This window comes from Mycobacterium sp., from assembly GCF_032159765.1.
Classification (GTDB): domain Bacteria; phylum Actinomycetota; class Actinomycetes; order Mycobacteriales; family Mycobacteriaceae; genus Mycobacterium.
Window position 1 is genome coordinate 35,831 of sequence record NZ_JAVHWM010000183.1, and the last position, 15,687, is coordinate 51,517.

The window sequence follows — 15,687 nt, forward strand, 5'->3', positions numbered from 1 at the left end:
TGACATGTCAGAACTGGAATGTCAACGAGAAGAGGGCCCGATGACCGAAACGGCCGACACCATCATCCCGTTCTTGAAGGGCAACTACGCGCCAGTCGCCGACGAGCTGACCGCATTCGATCTGCCGGTCGAAGGGTCAATCCCGCCGGAGCTCAATGGCTGGTATCTGCGCAACGGCCCTAACCCGCGTGAGGCCACCGGCCACTGGTTCACCGGTGATGGCATGGTCCACGGCGTGCGATTGGAGAACGGCCGCGCCGCTTGGTACCGCAATCGCTGGGTGCGCACCGACAGCTTCGAAACGCCCATCCCGCTGTACAACCCCGACCTCACCCGCAACCTGCACGCAAGCGTCGCCAACACCCACGTCATCCGCCACGCCGGCAAGACGCTCGCGCTTGTGGAGACCTCGCTGCCGTACGAGATCACCAACGAGCTGGAGACGCTGGGCGCTTACGACTTCGGCGGCAAGCTCGCGGATTCGATGACCGCGCACCCGAAGATCTGCCCGACGACTGGCGAGTTGCACTTCTTCGGCTACGGCAGCCTGACGGCTCCGTATGTGACCTACCATCGGGCCGACGCGTCGGGCGAGCTGACGATCAACCGTGCGATCGACGTCAAGGCGAACACGATGATGCACGATTTCGCGCTCACCGCAGAGCATGTGATCTTCATGGATCTGCCGATCGTGTTCAACCTCGATGTCGCCGTGAGCGGTGAGCGTGACATGCCCTATCGCTGGGATGACAACTACGGCGCGCGTTTTGGCGTCATGCGCCGCGACGATCCGCACGGTGAGATCCGCTGGTTCGAGATAGAGCCGTGCTACGTGTTCCATGTGGCGAATTCCTATGACGCGGGCAACTCGATTGTGCTGCAAGCGGTTCGGTATCCTGAGTTGTGGCGTCACAATGGTGGATTCGACCAGGACGGGGTGATGTGGCGCTGGACGATCGATCTGGCGACGGGCACTGTCCACGAGCAGCAACTCGACGATCGCGGCGTGGAATTCCCGCGCATCGACGACAGAAGGGCCGGCCTCGCGGCGCGCTACTCGGTCGCGGTGGGCGATAACAACCTGCTGCGCTACGACTTCGAGGCGGGAACTGCCCAGGAGAGTCGCTTCCGCGGCGAGCCCGGGGAGGCCGTCTTCGCTGCGTCAAATCCCGGTGAGCTTTCGGGCTATTACATGACCTACGTGTACGACGCAGCGCGCAACGGCAGTGATCTCGTCATCATCGATGCGTCCGATTTCACCGGTGAACCCGTTGCGCGGGTGCAACTTCCGCATCGGGTGCCGCACGGCTTCCACGGCAACTGGATCACCGACTGAACCGGCTCGCTGCTCCGACTGAGCGGCCGCGCTAGTTCGGCGGCGCGAATCCCCCTGCGTCCCGCGCAGTATCGGGTGCCGGCGCCGACGGTGGAGGCGGTGAGGGTGCTGCAGGGGCAACGGGCGGCGGTGCCGCGGCCGGAGCAGGCCGCAGTGCGGCTCCCGGTCTCATCCGCACGAGTTCCCTGCGATGCCGCTCAGCCAATACCGCCGCGAGCATGTATGGGGCGGGGACCCCGGGAGGCGCAGGCGGAGAGACCTGCGCCGCCATATCGGTCGCAATCCGCTGTGCCATCTGATCGCGCACCTGCGGAACGAGTTGCGTTGCCCGGGAGAGGAATTGGCGCGCCATCTGGGCGGTCTCAGGTCGGAGACCGGAAAGCTGCAGCGACGAGGCCCACCACGCCAACGACGGCGGCATCGCGGGTGCGGGCTGAAGCTTGGGCCCACGTTCGATGATCACCACGGTGCCCGCGAACACATCGCCAAGGCGCTTGCCCTTCGACGACAGCAATGAGCAGATCACTGCGGGGCCACCGAGAAGACCCCAGATCTCGATCAACCCGGCCAGCGCGCGAAACAGCGCCTGGCGGAAGCGTTCCGGGCCCCCGTCATCGGAGACCACCCGAAGTCCCATCGCCATCTTGCCGAGTGATCGCCCGCGAGTGCTGATCTCGAGGACCACCGGGTAGCCGATGAAAGCCAGCACGGTGAAGATGATCAAAAACGCCCTCACCAACGCGTCGTCGAATTCGGTCACCGTTGCTGCGACGAGGAGCACGCCGATGAGGTAGCCGATGAGCGTGACAGTGATGTCGATTATCGCGCCGACGGCCCGCACCGGGAGCTGCGCAATCTGTACCTCGACGACAACCGCGTCGCCGGTCACTACATCGGCCATATGGCGGAAGGCTACCGCCACCGGCGCCGGGTTCTAGACTCGCCGCGTGGATGTCGACGCGTTCGTGCTGGCCCACCGCCCCACGTGGGATCGACTGGAATTCCTGGTCAAACGGCGGCGTCGGCTCTCGGGTCCCGAGATCGACGAGATGGTCGATCTCTACCAGCGCGTGTCGACACACCTGTCGATGGTGCGGTCGGCGTCGTCCGACTCGACTCTGGTCGGCCGATTGTCCAGCCTCATCGCCAGGGCGCGTTCTGCCGTGACCAGTGCGCACGCACCACTCTGGAGCGAATTCGTCCGGTTCTGGACGGTGGCGTTCCCGGTGGTGGCGTACCGCGCTTGGCGATGGTGGCTGGCGACGGCCGTCGCGTTCCTCGCAGTCACCGCGGTGATCGCCGTCTGGGTGGGAAGCAATCCCGAAGTGCAAGCCGCGGCGTTCACGCCGGATGAGGTCGAGCAGTTGGTCAACCACGACTTCGCGAACTACTACAGCGAGCACCCGGCGGGGTCTTTCGCGCTCGGGGTCTGGGTGAACAATTCACTGGTCGCCGCCCAGTGCATCGCCTCTGCCGTCGTGCTGGGCATCCCGATCCCTCGGGTGCTGTTCTTGAACGCCGCCAACACCGGCCTGATCGCTGGCGTGATGTTCGACAAGGGCAAGGGCGACATTTTCCTCGGCCTGATCACCCCGCACGGGCTGCTGGAGTTGACGGCCGTCTTCCTCGCCGCTGCGATCGGGATGCGCCTTGGATGGACCGTTGTCTCGCCTGGTAACCGGCCGCGTCTGCAGGTGCTCGCCGAGCAGGGCCGCGCCGTCGTCGCCGTGACCGTCGGCCTTTTCGTGGTGCTGCTCGTCTCGGGGTTGATCGAAGCGCTCGTCACTCCGTCGCCGCTGCCGACGTTCGCGCGCATCGGCATCGGTGTGCTGGCTGAGGCCGCATTCCTGGCCTACATCATTCATTTCGGTCGCAAAGCGGCTTCGGCAGGCGAATCCGGCGACCTCAGCGACGCCCCGGACGTCGACGTGGTGCGTTAGTCCCTCACCGCATCGACTTCTGCATGAGGGCTGTGCATGGCGCGAAAACCGCGGCCCTGCTGCAGAATTCGGCGCGATTTGCGGCCGCGTTACAGCTGGCCCGCAGCCTTCATCGCCAAATACCGATCCGCCAGCGCCGGCGCCAATTCCTCGGGAGCGGCGTCCACGACGTCGACGCCGCTGGCCCGCATCCGTGCTGCGATCGCCCGCCGGTCGTTGCGGGACCGCTCGGCGGCGGCCGCGTCGTACACCTGCGCGGCATCCGCGCGCCCGGCCGCGAGTACATCGACGCGCGGGTCGGAGACGGCGGCGACGATCACCTGGTGCTTGGCCGTCAACCGGGGCAGCACCGGCATCAGGCCCTCGTCGAGCGCTGACGCGTTCAGGTCGGTGAGCAGGACGACCAGCGCCCGCCTGCGGGTGCGGCGCTGAATGGCGGCGACCATCGCCGTCGAATCGGACTCGACGAGCGCGGGTTGCAGCGGGGCCATCGCGTCGACCAACGCAGAGAGCACCTCGGTCCGGGATGCGTTGTAGACACTGGCCCTAGCCACCCGGTCATGGGCCAGGAAGTCGACGTGATCGCCTGCGCGGGAAGCCAACGCCGCCAAAAGGAGAGCGGCATCCAGCGACCAGTCCAGCCGCGGCCAGCCGCCGGGATCACTCGCTGTCGGGTCCACCCCCACCCGGCCCGCGGACGTGCGTCCGGTGTCGAGCACGAGCACCACCCGCCGATCGCGTTCGGGACGCCAGGTCCGGACCACCACGTCGGCCCGACGGGCGGTGGCCCGCCAGTCGATGGATCGAACGTCGTCACCGACCACGTACTCCCGCAGCGAGTCGAACTCGGTGCCTTGCCCGCGGATCAGCACCGGCAGCAGGCCGTCGATTTCGCGCAGCCGCGCCAGCCGCGACGGCAGGTGCTTACGGGAAAGGAACGGCGGAAGGATGCGGACCTGCCACGGTACCTGTCGCGAGCTCTGCCGACCCGCGATCCTCAGTGGGCCGATGGCGCGAGCGGTGACGGTCGCCGCGCGTTGGTCGCCGCGCCGCATCGGCCGCAATTGGGTGACGAGCGTCTTGCGTTCGCCCGGCGTGATCGTGACGGTGTGTGCGCGTGGTGTGCCTCTTGCGCTGGGCGCCCAGGCGTCGCGGATCTGTCCCTTGAAGCTGCGACGTCCGCCGTTGGTCACCACCAACACCGCGTCGACGGCCTGGCCGAGCCGCGCGGCGGCATCGCCCTCGCGACCGAACTGCAGCGCACGCGTGCTTGCCGCCAGTGCGAAGTCGATCAGAATGAGGGTCAGAATCGCGATCAGGCATGCCACGAAAAGTGCTTCCGGCCACGGAGATAACGCTATGGGGAGTACACAGAGCAGCGCCAGCAACCCGGCGCGGCCGGTGATGATCACTAGCGCGGCACCGGCACCGACGACAAGATGCCGTCGAGCACGCCGTCGGGGGTCGCTCCCTCGAGCTCGGCCTCGGGGCGCAGACCGATCCGATGACGCATGACGGGGCGGGCCATTGCCTTGACGTCGTCGGGTGTGATGTAGGTACGGCCAGACAGCCAGGCCCACGCCCTCGCTGATCCGAGAAGCGCTGTTGCACCGCGAGGCGACACGCCCAGCTGCAGTGACGGCGACTGGCGGGTGGCGCGCACGATATCGACGACGTAGCCCAGCACCTCGTCGGCCACCCGCACTTCCTGCACCTCTCGCTGTCCCGCCTTCAGGTCCTCGGCGGTGGCGACGGGCTGAAGTGCCGACAGGTCGCGCGGATCGAACCCGTGCGCGTGGCGGTTGAGGATCTGGATCTCCTGGTCGCGGGGCGGCAGCGGCACGATGAGCTTGAGCAGGAACCGGTCGAGCTGAGCCTCGGGCAGCTGGTAGGTGCCCTCGTATTCGATCGGGTTCTGGGTGGCGGCGACGATGAACGGGTCGGGCAGCGTGCGCGCTTCGCCTTCGACGCTGACCTGACGTTCCTCCATCGCCTCCAGCAGTGCAGCCTGGGTCTTGGGTGGGGTTCTGTTGATCTCGTCGGCGAGTAGGAGGTTCGTGAACACAGGGCCGGCCCGGAACTCGAACACGGCTGTGCGCGCGTCGTAGACGAGCGAGCCGGTGACGTCACCCGGCATCAGGTCAGGGGTGAACTGCACGCGTTTGAATTCGAGGTTCAACGTGGCGGCCATTGCGCGCACCAGAAGGGTCTTCGCCACCCCTGGCACCCCTTCGAGAAGCACGTGACCGCGGCACAGCAGCGCGATCACGAGCCCGCTGACCACCGAGTCCTGCCCGACGACGGCCTTGGCGATCTCGTCGCGCAACGCCATCAGCTTGGCGCGCGGGTCCTGCGAGATCTGGCCGGAAGCTGGGACCTGGTGCGTCACGAGTTCGTGACCTGCCTTTCGATGTCGTCGAGTGTGCGGGCGAGGTTCACCAGGTCAGCATCCGACGCTGGTGCGGGACCAAAGAATATGTACTGCAACTGTTCTGGACTCTTGTCGCAGCGCCCGGCCAAGGCCGCCACAACTGCGGGCGGTGCCGCGTCGGCGCCCAGGCCAAGCCGAGGCATCATGCGCTGCAGTGCGGCAGTACGCACCGCCTCGGCGGCGCGATCGCTTGCTCGGCGGGACCGGTACAGCCGGCCGCGGCCCTCCACGGTCTCCGATGCCCGCACCACGACCGGCAGGCGTTCGGCAACCAGCGGGCCCAGCCGTCGGATGCGCCACAGCGCGGCTAGCAGGACCACAATGCACAGCTGCAAGAAAATCCACTCCACGTTCTTGGGAATGAGGTCGGTTATCTTTGTGGCGCTTGACTTTTCACCTTCGAAGGTATGCGGCGCGTACCAGATCAGTCGCGACCGCGCGCCGGCAAGGTTCATCGCCAGCGCCGCGTTGCCCTCTTTGAGTAGACCCCCGTTCATCATGAAGTCGGGGCTACCGACCACGGTCACAGTCCGGTCACCGTCGCGGTAACGCACGACGGCGCCCTGGTAGCAACTCACAACCGGTTGTTCACGGACCCCCTCATAGGCATCGGTGGCCCGCAGTTGCACCGAGCCGGCTCGCGTCGCCTCCGGCAGGTCGCAGTCGGGTTCACCGCCGCCGAAGACGTCGCCCGAACGTGTCTTGATCTGCGGGGCAAGGGCTTTGCGCGTGATCGACACCGGCTGGACGAGTAGTCGATCACCTGGCACGTCTGCCAGACGCGCCACCAGACGGTCGTCGACGAGGTAGTAGCTCTGGGCGACCAGGAGAAGCGAATCGGGCCGCGCCGCCTTCTCGACGTCGGCGACGGAGTTCGCCACGACCACGTCGACACCGCGGTCGCGCAGCAACGTCACCAACGCATGAGCGCCGCTCGAGCTTGTCGACTCAGCATCCATCGGGCCGCCTGGGCGCGGCGCGGTGAGGTACGTGGTCACCACGGCGACGACACCGATCACGACGACGCCGAGCAGCACCCACCGCACGGTGCGCCAGCGTCCCGTCGCTGGGGATTCGGCAGTCTGCGAGTCGGCGAGATCGGTCACTGAAGGTGCGCCCACGAGTCAGGACCGCCTGGCGTGGCCGCCTGGGGCGACATGGACACGCGGCCCGACCGGATTCGCTCGTCGAGCGCCGCGATGCCCTGGTAGGCGGCCGGCGTGCCGGGTCGCTCGCCGTAGGTGACGTCATTGAAAGCCGCTGCGGCAGTGGTCAAATCGTCGGCCACGTCAGGCAATGACTGGCCGGCGTCGCGCGCCAGCTCGTTCGCTGTGCGACCGGGGACAGCGTTGAGCACGCCGTTCTCCTCCAGCTGTCGGGCAACCGCCCGAAGCCGATGCCGGATGGCCGCGGCCCAGTTGGCCTCGGCTGCAAAGCGTTCGGCGGTTGCTCGATGTTCGGCGGCACTCAATTCGGCCGTGTCGAAGAGCTCGAAGTCGCCCTTGCGGTTGGTCCGCATCGTGCGGCGAGCGACACGGATGGCGACGAAAACCGCCACGGCGACAAGGGTCAGCAGGATCGACACCGTGAACCAGCCGCCCGGGACTTGGCTACCTTTGTTGATGAGGTCGTAGATGAAGTCGTTGATCCAGTCGTTGATGCGTTCGGTCAGACCCTCTTTGGGGTAGATGGGTTTGGACAACTCGTGTTGAGCGGCGTCGTGTGCGGCGTCGCGGTCGATGCTCACGGTCGGCATGGTCAGGGGTGGCGAATCTGCCAGAGGCGGTCGGTGGAATCCGCCTCACCGCTCGGTTCGTCGCCGCTCGCGCCCGTTTGCAGCACCAAGTCGAACGCCTCAGCGCGCATTCGCCTGTCGGTGTAGAGCAGCACGACGACACCGGCGAGGAACGGCAGGATGATGACGTCTCCGATCGACAGGCCCACGGTCGACAGCGCGACCGCACCCAGCTTGCCCAGGCGTGAGTCGACGACCAACTGGAGAACTTCGCCTCCCACCCGGAACGGCCAGGCGAGGGCAAGTGCGAGAGCTTGTGCAACCAACTTGGCGAGGACGGTGATACCGAAAACGCGCCAGAACGATCGGCGGATCAGCGCGAAGGAGCGCTTGATCGCAGCGAGGACCGGCATGCGCTCCAACACGATGATGGCGGGCGTGAACGTCACCATGGTCCAGAGATAGACGACAAGAAGAATCGCGCAGAGCAACAGGGGGAACCCGATCAGGACCGCGACAACGGGCAGTGCCTGGTTCGTGGCGGCGATGAGTGCGAACGGCACGCCGATCAGAACGCCGACGGCCAGTCCCTGCAGCACTGTGAACCCGAGCAGCGCCCACAACCGCCTGCCCATCAGCGACCGGGCTTCACGCATCGTGATGGGCGCCCCGAACACCGCCCGTCCGACCACGACCGTCAGCATGCCGCTGAGCAAGACGCCGGCTAGCCCGTTGATCGCCAGAAGCGCGAGCACTCTCGCGTAGAGCGAGACAATTGTGGCGGCAGATTCGTCGTCGAGGCGGACGGTGACCGGGAACACCCCGTTGATGATCAAAACGATGATCTGTGCGATAACCACCACGATCGCGGTGAGCCCCAGAGCCGTTTTCGGATTGACCCGCACGTACGTGAGGGCCGCGTTGAAGATGTCGGTGAGCATCAACGGCCGCAAGGGAATGACGCCGGGTTTGATGGCCGTGGCTGGCGCCGGGGACGGCGGGGGCCATGTGGCCAGCTGACGGCCGCGCCCGTCGTCGAACGTCATGCCGACCATCCTGACCACCGCCCTGCCAATACGCAACGAACGCCCCGTGCCTGATGGCGTAGCGTCTGCGCGTATGGCGGAACTGAAATCCCGGCTGCAGGCTGATCTCACGGCGGCGATGAAGGCACAGGACCGGCTGCGGACGGGGACATTGCGGCTGTTGATCACCGCGATTCGCAACGAAGAGATCGCCGGCAAAGAGCCGCGCGAGTTGACCGACGACGAGGTGCTCAAGATCCTTGCCAAAGAAGCGAGGAAGCGGTCCGAAGCGGCTGAGATCTATACCCAGAATGGTCGGGGGGAGCTCGCCGCCAACGAGCATGCCGAGGCGCGGGTGATCGACGAGTATCTGCCCACCCAGCTCACCGAGGCGGAGGTCGCAGACGTCGCCGACACCGCGATCGCGCAGGTCGCCGAGGAGATCGGCGAGCGGCCGTCAATGAAGCAGATGGGCCAGGTGATGAAGGCGGCCACCGCGATTGCGCAAGGCAAGGCTGACGGGGCGCGCCTGGCCGAGGCCGTCAAGGACCGGCTCTAAGCCGTTTTCTCGCGTGTGCGCGCGGGTAACCAACTGCCATGACGCGGTTTGGCTATACCCTCATGACCGAGCAGAGTGGTCCGAAAGAGCTTGTGCGCTATGCGGTTTCGGCTGAGAACGTAGGCTTTGACTTCGAGGTGTCCAGTGACCACTACTTTCCCTGGCTGAGTTCGCAGGGGCATGCGCCCTACGCGTGGACAGTCCTCGGTGCGGTTGCCCAGGTCACCCAGCGAGTCGAGCTGCTCACCTACGTGACGTGCCCGACGATGCGGTACCACCCTGCGATCGTGGCGCAGAAGGCCGCGACCCTGCAGATCCTGGCCGACGGCAGGTTCACTCTGGGCTTGGGTGCGGGCGAAAACCTCAACGAACATGTGGTGGGCCGGGGTTGGCCCACACTCGCTCGCCGACACGAGATGCTGAAGGAAGCTGTCCAGATCATCCGCGAGTTGTTCGGCGGCGAGCTTGTCAGCTGGAAAGGCGAGTACTTCGAGGTCGATTCCGCGCGCCTGTGGGACCTACCTGACGTCCCGGTGCCGATCGGCATTGCCGTGTCCGGAGAGAAATCAGTGAAGACGTTCGCGCCGCTGGCAGATCACTTGATCGCCGTCCAACCTGACAAGGAGCTGGTCCACGACTGGCGTGACGCGCGTGAGGCCACCGGCCTGCCGGAGGACTATCGCGTCATCGGTCAGATCCCGATCTGCTGGGATCCCGACCGTGATACCGCGGTGGCGCGGGCGCACGACCAGTTTCGGTGGTTCGGTGGCGGATGGGACGTGAACGCGGACCTGCCGACGACTGCCGGATTCGCAGGGGCGACGCAGTTCGTCCGCCCTGATGACGTGGCGCAGAGCATCCCATGTGGACCCGATCTCGACGCGATCGTTGACGGCATCCGGGAGTACGTGGAGGCGGGGTTCACCGACATCGCGCTGGTGCAGATCGGCGACGAATCCCAAGACCGATTTCTGGCAGAGGCCGCCGAACCGTTGTTGGCAAAGCTGCGCGAGGCCATCTAGTCGTTTGATACGCGCTCATTGCGGGCATTACCTCCAGCGAACATCTCTGTAAACCCCGGAGTTTTCGAAAGGTCTGAGGATGAGTGCTGCCCGCTGGACGCGTGAGGACGTCCGTTGACTGTCGCCATGCCGCGTCTGTGCGAATCCGTGGTCGCGGACGTGGGGGTGTATGCACCGCAGGAAGACTCGTGGCTACTGATCGAGACGATGCGGCGGACAACGCCCGTTCACGGACGGCGGGTGCTTGACCTGTGTACCGGGAGCGGCGTACTCGCTGTCGCGGCTGCCCAACTGGGTGCGGTCCGCGTGGCCGCATACGATATCTGCACCCGCGCGGTCCGATGCGCGCGCAATAACGCGTCAGCGGCGGGTGTGGAGGTCGATGTGCAGCAGGGCTCGTTGTCAGATGCATTGGCGGATGGACCTTTTGACGTCGTGGTATCGAACCCTCCGTATGTCCCGGTCAACACCGAGGCCAGCGGATCGCTTTCGTTGCCTGTCGGTCCCGCGCTGGCGTGGGACGCAGGTGCCGATGGCCGTCTGGTACTCGACCCGCTGTGCGCTGCGGCACCCAAGCTTCTGGCGGAGCGCGGCAGGATTCTGATCGTTCAGTCGGAGTTCGCGGGTGTCGAGCGGTCGCTGGACCTTCTGCGCTCGGGCGGATTGGATGCCGAAGTCGTCCTCTGGCAGTGGATCCCCTTCGGACCTGTCCTGACATCGCGCGCGAGGTGGCTGGAGAGAACCGGTCTTGTGGACACGGGGCGTCGCACGGAGCGCCTGGCGGTCATCCGCGCGGACAAGCGATGACGTGTCCACAGCGTCGCGTTGTGCGGGTCGTGCCCAACGGCCCGATGATGGTCGAGGGCCCGGTGGAGATCCAACTGCCCGACGGCAGCGCCGTTCGCTCTGACCGCTTCATGGTGGCCATCTGCACCTGCCGGCGCAGCAAGACGTTCCCTTGGTGCGACACCAGCCATCGCGAGCGCCGTCGCGCCGGCGGATCAGACCAATAACGAGCTGCGTTGCGCCGCCCAGCTTTTCATGATGCGATCGGCGAGCGCGTTTTCCACGACATCGCGGGCGCGCATACCGAACACCACGCTCGGTTCGAGTTGGGGCTCACGGGCCAGGAGGTCGCAGACGACGTCGGTGCGAACCACTTGCTCGTGCACGGCGTCGGCCACCACGTGCTCGCGGTAGAACGCGACGCATGGGCTCGGAGCTCCCAACCGCTCCAACGCCTCAGCGATCCGGCGTGACCCTGGTGACGACGTGATTTCAGTGGCGGCGAAATGGCCAACGGCAGCACCGCGCATCGATCGGTGAAGTCCGAAGTAGGACATCAGGTTTACCGTCGCGAGCGTCTCTGCCGGAACATCGTTGAGGTAACCCAGGTAGCTGTGGTCCAGGCCCGCCGCCGCCATCAGGTCGGCGAACATCTGCTGGTGGACTCGTTCACCCCGGCCGCCGCCGTACTCGTCGAACTCGACCGCGACGAACGACGCCTTGGCCTGGCCCACCAACCGGGGGATCGCCCACGCGTGCGGATCTGCTTCCTTCAGGTGATACAGCGAGCGGTGCACGAAGTACTCCCGCATCTGCTGCCATGTGCCGTGGTCGCGCAGGTAGTACGACGGACCCTCGCCGTTCACGGGTTCGATTGAAAGAGCATCCATCTCGGCCGCAGCGGTGTCCCTGGCCCCGATCTCGCCGACGGATTCGCGGACAGCCGCCATGAAGTGCTGCTCGAGCCGTGCGCGCAGCCTCAAGATGTCGGGGTCCCATTCGAGTGCCGAGTCGACGTCGGCGAATCCGCGATAGTGCAGCTCGTAGCAGACGTACAGGGCCAGATGCAGATCCAGGCCCCAGGGGTCGGAGCCGGCGGCGGCGATGTGCAGATCAGGCCGGCCGCCCGTCAGCGCGTCGATGACAGCCGCCGACAGCGGCCCCGTCGGACGGGGCAGCGCAGGCTCTATCGACGTCGATGCGACGGTCATATGCGTGTCTACCCGCTGGGCGGATTCGCTCAAACCGATGGGCCGACGGCGGCGATCAACGCCTCGGGGTCGGTGACGCTGACCCACAGCGTGCGCAACGTCACCGGCACACCGATCACGTGTGCCCGCGCGGACGGGTCGATGGTGAGCTCGACCATGCCCTTCGACGACGCGTTGACCAGCCAGCGGCCGCGCCACCCGTGTACTCCTCGTGAGTACACGCGATCGTTGTTCGGCTTCGCCTCCGAAATGGAGTTCAACGGAATGGTGGCGCGGAAGCCCCACCCCATGACGACGTGGAGGTTGCCGTCCCCGACTGCCCGAAGCGCCCTTTCTCGCTCCGCAAAGGGAGTAGACACAAGGACACGGAAAACGGCTGCGTGTGGAGGCGCGCGCGGACGCGAGGAGCATACAAATGGCGTCAGTGAGTGCCGCGGCGTATATCGGTCGGGTCGGGGGGTTGGCGGCCGCGTTGGGGATTTGGGCCGCGGCGATGACGGGAGGTACCGCTTGGGCGGAAACCCAGGGGTCGTCGGCTTCGAACGAATCGTCGACCTCGTCGCCCGCGGAGGACGGGCCGCCGTCGGCGCAGGGTCAACCTCCCAAATCCTCCCCGACGGATACTGGCGCGTCCACCACGAACGCGCCAGCGGCGCCGTCGGGCGTCACGGCGGCCACCGGCGCGGCGAGCAACACAGCCTCGCGCGGCGCCGCCAAGACGCCGCGTATCCACCCGCCCAGTGCAGCAACGGTATTCAAATCACTCACAGGGCCAACGCCCCCTGCGCTGACGCCGCGTTCGCTGCCGATGAAGGACAAGACGCTCGCGGTCAGTAGTACTGCCGCGGCCAACGTCAGCGGTAATGCGCTTGCGCCGTCTGGTGCCAAATCCGTTGCACCGCTTGTTTCGTCGGTGCAACAGTCATTGACCGTCAAGGCGTCGAGCGCCGCGGCGACGTTGCAGGCGCCTGCTCTTACTCCGACAGCTCCCGACGTCCTTCGGATCGCGGCGGGGTATGTGTCGACGTTCGTCAGCGCAATCCTGAGCCCCTTCGCGGCGCTTGGCCACATCCCCGCTGCTCCCGAACCTCCGACGGCGTGGACGCTGCTGGCATGGGCGCGCCGCGAGCTGCTCAACGAGTCTCCGGTTGTTCACTACAACCCATCGCAGAACACCCAATCTCTCACCGCGGATGGCGATGTACTGATCACCGGCAATATCGGTGCGTCCGACCCCGACGATGATCCCCTTACCTACACCGTCGTCGGCACCCCGCACGAGGGTGGCACTCTGCTCGCCATCGACGACGAGGGCAACTTCACCTATCGCCCCACCAGAGCCATGGCCGCCGTCGGGGGAACCGACCAGTTCACCGTGGTGGTCAGCGATCAGGATGCCGGCTTCCACCTGCACGGCCCGATGGGACTGCTGCAGTTCGTGCCCATCGTCGGGAGCTTCATCGCGCCGGGTGGCGGAGACGCGGTGGCGCAGACCGTCACCGTGACGGTCGCACCCGTCGACGGTATCGACGTGTCATTCCCCGACGGCTTTCACTGGGGCGTCGCGACTGCCGGCTTCCAGAGTGAAATGGGCAAGGGCACACCGCTGGACGTCAACTCCGACTGGTACAAGTGGACGCACGACCCGATCAACCAGCTCCTGGGACTGACCAAGGGCGTACCTGAGAACGGCCCGGGCAGCTACAACCTCTTCGACACCGATGCACAGCTCGCGCATGACGAGGTGGGCGCGGACACCTTCCGGACCGGCATCGAATGGAGTCGGATCTTCCCGAATTCGACGGCATCGGTGGATATTTCGGACGAGGGCGGCACAGTGAGCCTCGCGGATCTGCAAGCGCTCGACGCGCTCGCCAACCAAGACGAGGTGGACCACTACCGCGAGGTGTTCGATTCGCTTCGCGCCAGGGGCCTCGAGCCGCTGGTGACGATCAACCACTTCACCCTGCCGACGTGGGTGCACGATCCCACCACGGCGCGGTTGCTGGTGCAGCTCGGTCTTCCGACACCGGCTGCCGGTTGGCTGTCGGACCAGACGCCCGTTGAATTCGAGAAGTACGCGGCGTATGTCGCGTGGAAGTACGGCGACCAGGTGGACAACTGGGTGGTGATCAACGAGCCGATCCCACCGACACTGACCGGGCTGCTGGGTATTCCGATCCCGGGAAGCCCGATCCCGTACTGGCCGCCCGGCGTGGTGCGGCCGGACCTGACGTCCCGATTCCTCGTCAACGAGGCGAACGCGTTCGTCGCCGCGTCGCGTGAGATCCACATCTGGGACGACGAGGTCGCGACGCCGGTCATGTCGCCCGGGCAGCCGGCGGCATTCGTCGGCTGGGCGAACAACATGATGAGTATCCGGCCGTCGAACCCGCTCAGCCCGCTCGATGTACAGGCGGCCGCGGCATTCGACAATTACTGGAACAACTGGTTCCCCAATGCAATCATCCGCGGCGAGGTCGACGCCAACCTCGACGGCGTCATCACCCCGGACGAAATCCATCCCGAGATGGCGAACAGCGCCGATTTCTATGGTGTGAATTACTATGCGCCAGAACAAATCATCGGCATCGGCGTGTCGCCGCTGCCGGGATTCCCTCCGCTGCAGGGCATTCCGAATCTGCCCGGTAACTGCGCAACCTGCAGCGACACGGGCCTGCCCGTAGATCCCGGTGGCTTCCGCCAGGTCATTGACCAGGCAGCGGCCTACGGCATACCCGTCTGGATCACCGAGAACGGGATCGCCGACGCGGACGACTCGCGACGCGCGGACTACATCGTGCGGCATCTAGCGGTGGTGCAGGACGAGATCGCACATGGGACGGACATCCGCGGCTACACGTACTGGACACTCACCGACAACCTCGAATGGGCAAGCGGTTATGAGCCGAAGTTCGGCTTGTACTCATACGACCCGGCGACGCTTGTCCGCACGGCGCGGCCGAGTGTGGCTGTGGTCAAACAAATCACGACGGCGAACTTATTGCCCGCGAGCCTGCTCGAGCTGTACCTGCCTGGGGCGGGTGGCTGAGCTGGCGAACCGTCACGACGGCGCCGGCGGCGGCGCACGGCTCGTCACCGAATGCGCGGATGGTTTGCAGAAAGCGTATTCGCGCACATCCCAATGCGAGTAGACAGGTCACCACCAAGGCGTCTAGCAGGGGGGATCAAAATGATTCGTGCATGTGTGGTCGGCGGCGTTGCTGCCGCGTTTGCGCTGGCGACGGCCGCACCTGGTTTCGCCGATCCGTCGGACCCAGTTCCAGGGATGTCGCACGGCGTCATTGAAACGCAGCCCTGCTCTAACTGGCTTCGGTTCACGTATGGGTTCAGTCCACTCGGCGAGCACATGGCGTGCGTGTCTTTTGACGGCAGCACCGGCGAGTGGTCGCGCTCTACCCCGGTGGTGGGCGTTCGAGAACCTGGCACGTCATGCGACGCTGCACAAGGCTATTTGGCTCAGGCGCCGGACGGCCGTCCCATCCAGTGCTCGAACTCGATCTGGTACCTGCCGCCGAACGGCAATCAGGGCTGAGGCCGTGTGCGTCGGACTGGGGTTGCAAACGTAATCCTGGGTCGGGGTGGCGGGATTCGAACCCACGGCCTCTTCGTCCCGAACGA

15 protein-coding genes are annotated in these 15,687 nt (G+C 65.9%); 7 read left to right on the forward strand and 8 right to left on the reverse strand.

Annotated features, from left to right (window positions below; all coding sequences use genetic code 11):
* The first annotated feature begins 40 nt into the window (after window positions 1–40).
* Window positions 41–1,336 carry a carotenoid oxygenase family protein gene (locus tag QOH60_RS23920; protein ID WP_526424366.1) on the forward strand — a complete coding sequence of 432 codons (1,296 nt, stop codon included), beginning with the start codon at window positions 41–43 and terminating at the stop codon, window positions 1,334–1,336.
* 31 nt (window positions 1,337–1,367) lie between these two features.
* Here QOH60_RS23920 and QOH60_RS23925 read toward each other — a convergent pair whose 3' ends face one another.
* Complete coding sequence (locus QOH60_RS23925; RefSeq protein ID WP_526424367.1) at window positions 1,368–2,237, reverse strand: RDD family protein; 870 nt, start codon at window positions 2,235–2,237, stop codon at window positions 1,368–1,370.
* A 46-nt stretch (window positions 2,238–2,283) separates the two neighbouring features.
* On the opposite strand from QOH60_RS23925, the gene QOH60_RS23930 reads away from it, so the two are divergent.
* Window positions 2,284–3,276, forward strand: coding sequence for a stage II sporulation protein M (locus tag QOH60_RS23930; protein WP_526424368.1), 993 nt, complete (start codon window positions 2,284–2,286; stop codon window positions 3,274–3,276).
* A gap of 89 nt (window positions 3,277–3,365) precedes the next feature.
* Here QOH60_RS23930 and QOH60_RS23935 read toward each other — a convergent pair whose 3' ends face one another.
* Genes QOH60_RS23935 through QOH60_RS23955 form a run of 5 tightly spaced genes read right to left on the reverse strand, consistent with a single transcriptional unit; the run spans window position 3,366 to window position 8,488 of the window.
* Entirely contained in the window at window positions 3,366–4,688 is a 1,323-nt protein-coding gene (locus QOH60_RS23935) for a DUF58 domain-containing protein (RefSeq protein WP_526424369.1), read from the reverse strand.
* The gene (locus tag QOH60_RS23940) at window positions 4,688–5,608 is read right to left on the reverse strand and encodes an AAA family ATPase (RefSeq protein ID WP_526424382.1); all 921 of its coding nucleotides are present in this window, start codon (window positions 5,606–5,608) and stop codon (window positions 4,688–4,690) included. The genes QOH60_RS23935 and QOH60_RS23940 overlap by 1 nt, the downstream gene beginning before the upstream one ends.
* 53 nt (window positions 5,609–5,661) lie before the next feature.
* Window positions 5,662–6,813, reverse strand: coding sequence for a DUF4350 domain-containing protein (locus tag QOH60_RS23945; protein WP_526424370.1), 1,152 nt, complete (start codon window positions 6,811–6,813; stop codon window positions 5,662–5,664).
* Complete coding sequence (locus QOH60_RS23950) at window positions 6,810–7,463, reverse strand: DUF4129 domain-containing protein (RefSeq protein ID WP_526424371.1); 654 nt, start codon at window positions 7,461–7,463, stop codon at window positions 6,810–6,812. The genes QOH60_RS23945 and QOH60_RS23950 overlap by 4 nt, the downstream gene beginning before the upstream one ends.
* A gap of 2 nt (window positions 7,464–7,465) precedes the next feature.
* Window positions 7,466–8,488, reverse strand: coding sequence for a hypothetical protein (locus QOH60_RS23955; protein WP_526424372.1), 1,023 nt, complete (start codon window positions 8,486–8,488; stop codon window positions 7,466–7,468).
* A 73-nt stretch (window positions 8,489–8,561) separates the two neighbouring features.
* Here QOH60_RS23955 and QOH60_RS23960 point away from each other — a divergent pair, with 73 nt between their 5' ends.
* From QOH60_RS23960 to QOH60_RS23975, 4 genes are all read left to right on the forward strand, one after another.
* On the forward strand, window positions 8,562–9,026 hold the full coding sequence (locus QOH60_RS23960) for a GatB/YqeY domain-containing protein (RefSeq protein WP_526424373.1): 465 nt from the start codon (window positions 8,562–8,564) through the stop codon (window positions 9,024–9,026).
* A 38-nt stretch (window positions 9,027–9,064) separates the two neighbouring features.
* Window positions 9,065–10,048 carry an LLM class F420-dependent oxidoreductase gene (locus QOH60_RS23965; protein WP_526424374.1) on the forward strand — a complete coding sequence of 328 codons (984 nt, stop codon included), beginning with the start codon at window positions 9,065–9,067 and terminating at the stop codon, window positions 10,046–10,048.
* Window positions 10,049–10,174: 126 nt separating this feature from the next.
* Window positions 10,175–10,855, forward strand: coding sequence for a HemK2/MTQ2 family protein methyltransferase (locus QOH60_RS23970; RefSeq protein WP_526424375.1), 681 nt, complete (start codon window positions 10,175–10,177; stop codon window positions 10,853–10,855).
* The gene (locus QOH60_RS23975) at window positions 10,852–11,061 is read left to right on the forward strand and encodes a CDGSH iron-sulfur domain-containing protein (RefSeq protein WP_526424376.1); all 210 of its coding nucleotides are present in this window, start codon (window positions 10,852–10,854) and stop codon (window positions 11,059–11,061) included. Before QOH60_RS23970 ends, QOH60_RS23975 begins: the two co-directional genes overlap by 4 nt.
* On the opposite strand, the gene QOH60_RS23980 is transcribed toward QOH60_RS23975, so the two are convergent.
* Entirely contained in the window at window positions 11,050–12,045 is a 996-nt protein-coding gene (locus tag QOH60_RS23980) for an iron-containing redox enzyme family protein (RefSeq protein ID WP_526424377.1), read from the reverse strand. The genes QOH60_RS23975 and QOH60_RS23980 overlap by 12 nt on opposite strands.
* Window positions 12,046–12,074: 29 nt before the next feature.
* Window positions 12,075–12,404 carry a hypothetical protein gene (locus tag QOH60_RS23985; RefSeq protein WP_526424378.1) on the reverse strand — a complete coding sequence of 110 codons (330 nt, stop codon included), beginning with the start codon at window positions 12,402–12,404 and terminating at the stop codon, window positions 12,075–12,077.
* Window positions 12,405–12,460: 56 nt separating this feature from the next.
* Between QOH60_RS23985 and QOH60_RS23990 the strand changes: the two genes are divergently transcribed.
* The gene (locus tag QOH60_RS23990; protein ID WP_526424379.1) at window positions 12,461–15,097 is read left to right on the forward strand and encodes a family 1 glycosylhydrolase; all 2,637 of its coding nucleotides are present in this window, start codon (window positions 12,461–12,463) and stop codon (window positions 15,095–15,097) included.
* Window positions 15,098–15,687 lie beyond the last annotated feature (590 nt).

What these genes read in the sequence shown, in the direction of transcription:
- QOH60_RS23955 (WP_526424372.1), bottom strand. Translation starts at nt 8,488, where the DNA reads ATGACGTTCGACGACGGGCGCGGCCGTCAGCTGGCCACATGGCCCCCG.
- QOH60_RS23960 (WP_526424373.1), top strand. Translation starts at nt 8,562, where the DNA reads ATGGCGGAACTGAAATCCCGGCTGCAGGCTGATCTCACGGCGGCGATG.
- QOH60_RS23975 (WP_526424376.1), top strand. Translation starts at nt 10,852, where the DNA reads ATGACGTGTCCACAGCGTCGCGTTGTGCGGGTCGTGCCCAACGGCCCG.
- QOH60_RS23970 (WP_526424375.1), top strand. Translation starts at nt 10,175, where the DNA reads ATGCCGCGTCTGTGCGAATCCGTGGTCGCGGACGTGGGGGTGTATGCA.
- QOH60_RS23990 (WP_526424379.1), top strand. Translation starts at nt 12,461, where the DNA reads ATGGCGTCAGTGAGTGCCGCGGCGTATATCGGTCGGGTCGGGGGGTTG.
- QOH60_RS23965 (WP_526424374.1), top strand. Translation starts at nt 9,065, where the DNA reads ATGACGCGGTTTGGCTATACCCTCATGACCGAGCAGAGTGGTCCGAAA.
- QOH60_RS23980 (WP_526424377.1), bottom strand. Translation starts at nt 12,045, where the DNA reads ATGACCGTCGCATCGACGTCGATAGAGCCTGCGCTGCCCCGTCCGACG.
- QOH60_RS23920 (WP_526424366.1), top strand. Translation starts at nt 41, where the DNA reads ATGACCGAAACGGCCGACACCATCATCCCGTTCTTGAAGGGCAACTAC.
- QOH60_RS23925 (WP_526424367.1), bottom strand. Translation starts at nt 2,237, where the DNA reads ATGGCCGATGTAGTGACCGGCGACGCGGTTGTCGTCGAGGTACAGATT.
- QOH60_RS23940 (WP_526424382.1), bottom strand. Translation starts at nt 5,608, where the DNA reads ATGGCGTTGCGCGACGAGATCGCCAAGGCCGTCGTCGGGCAGGACTCG.
- QOH60_RS23950 (WP_526424371.1), bottom strand. Translation starts at nt 7,463, where the DNA reads ATGCCGACCGTGAGCATCGACCGCGACGCCGCACACGACGCCGCTCAA.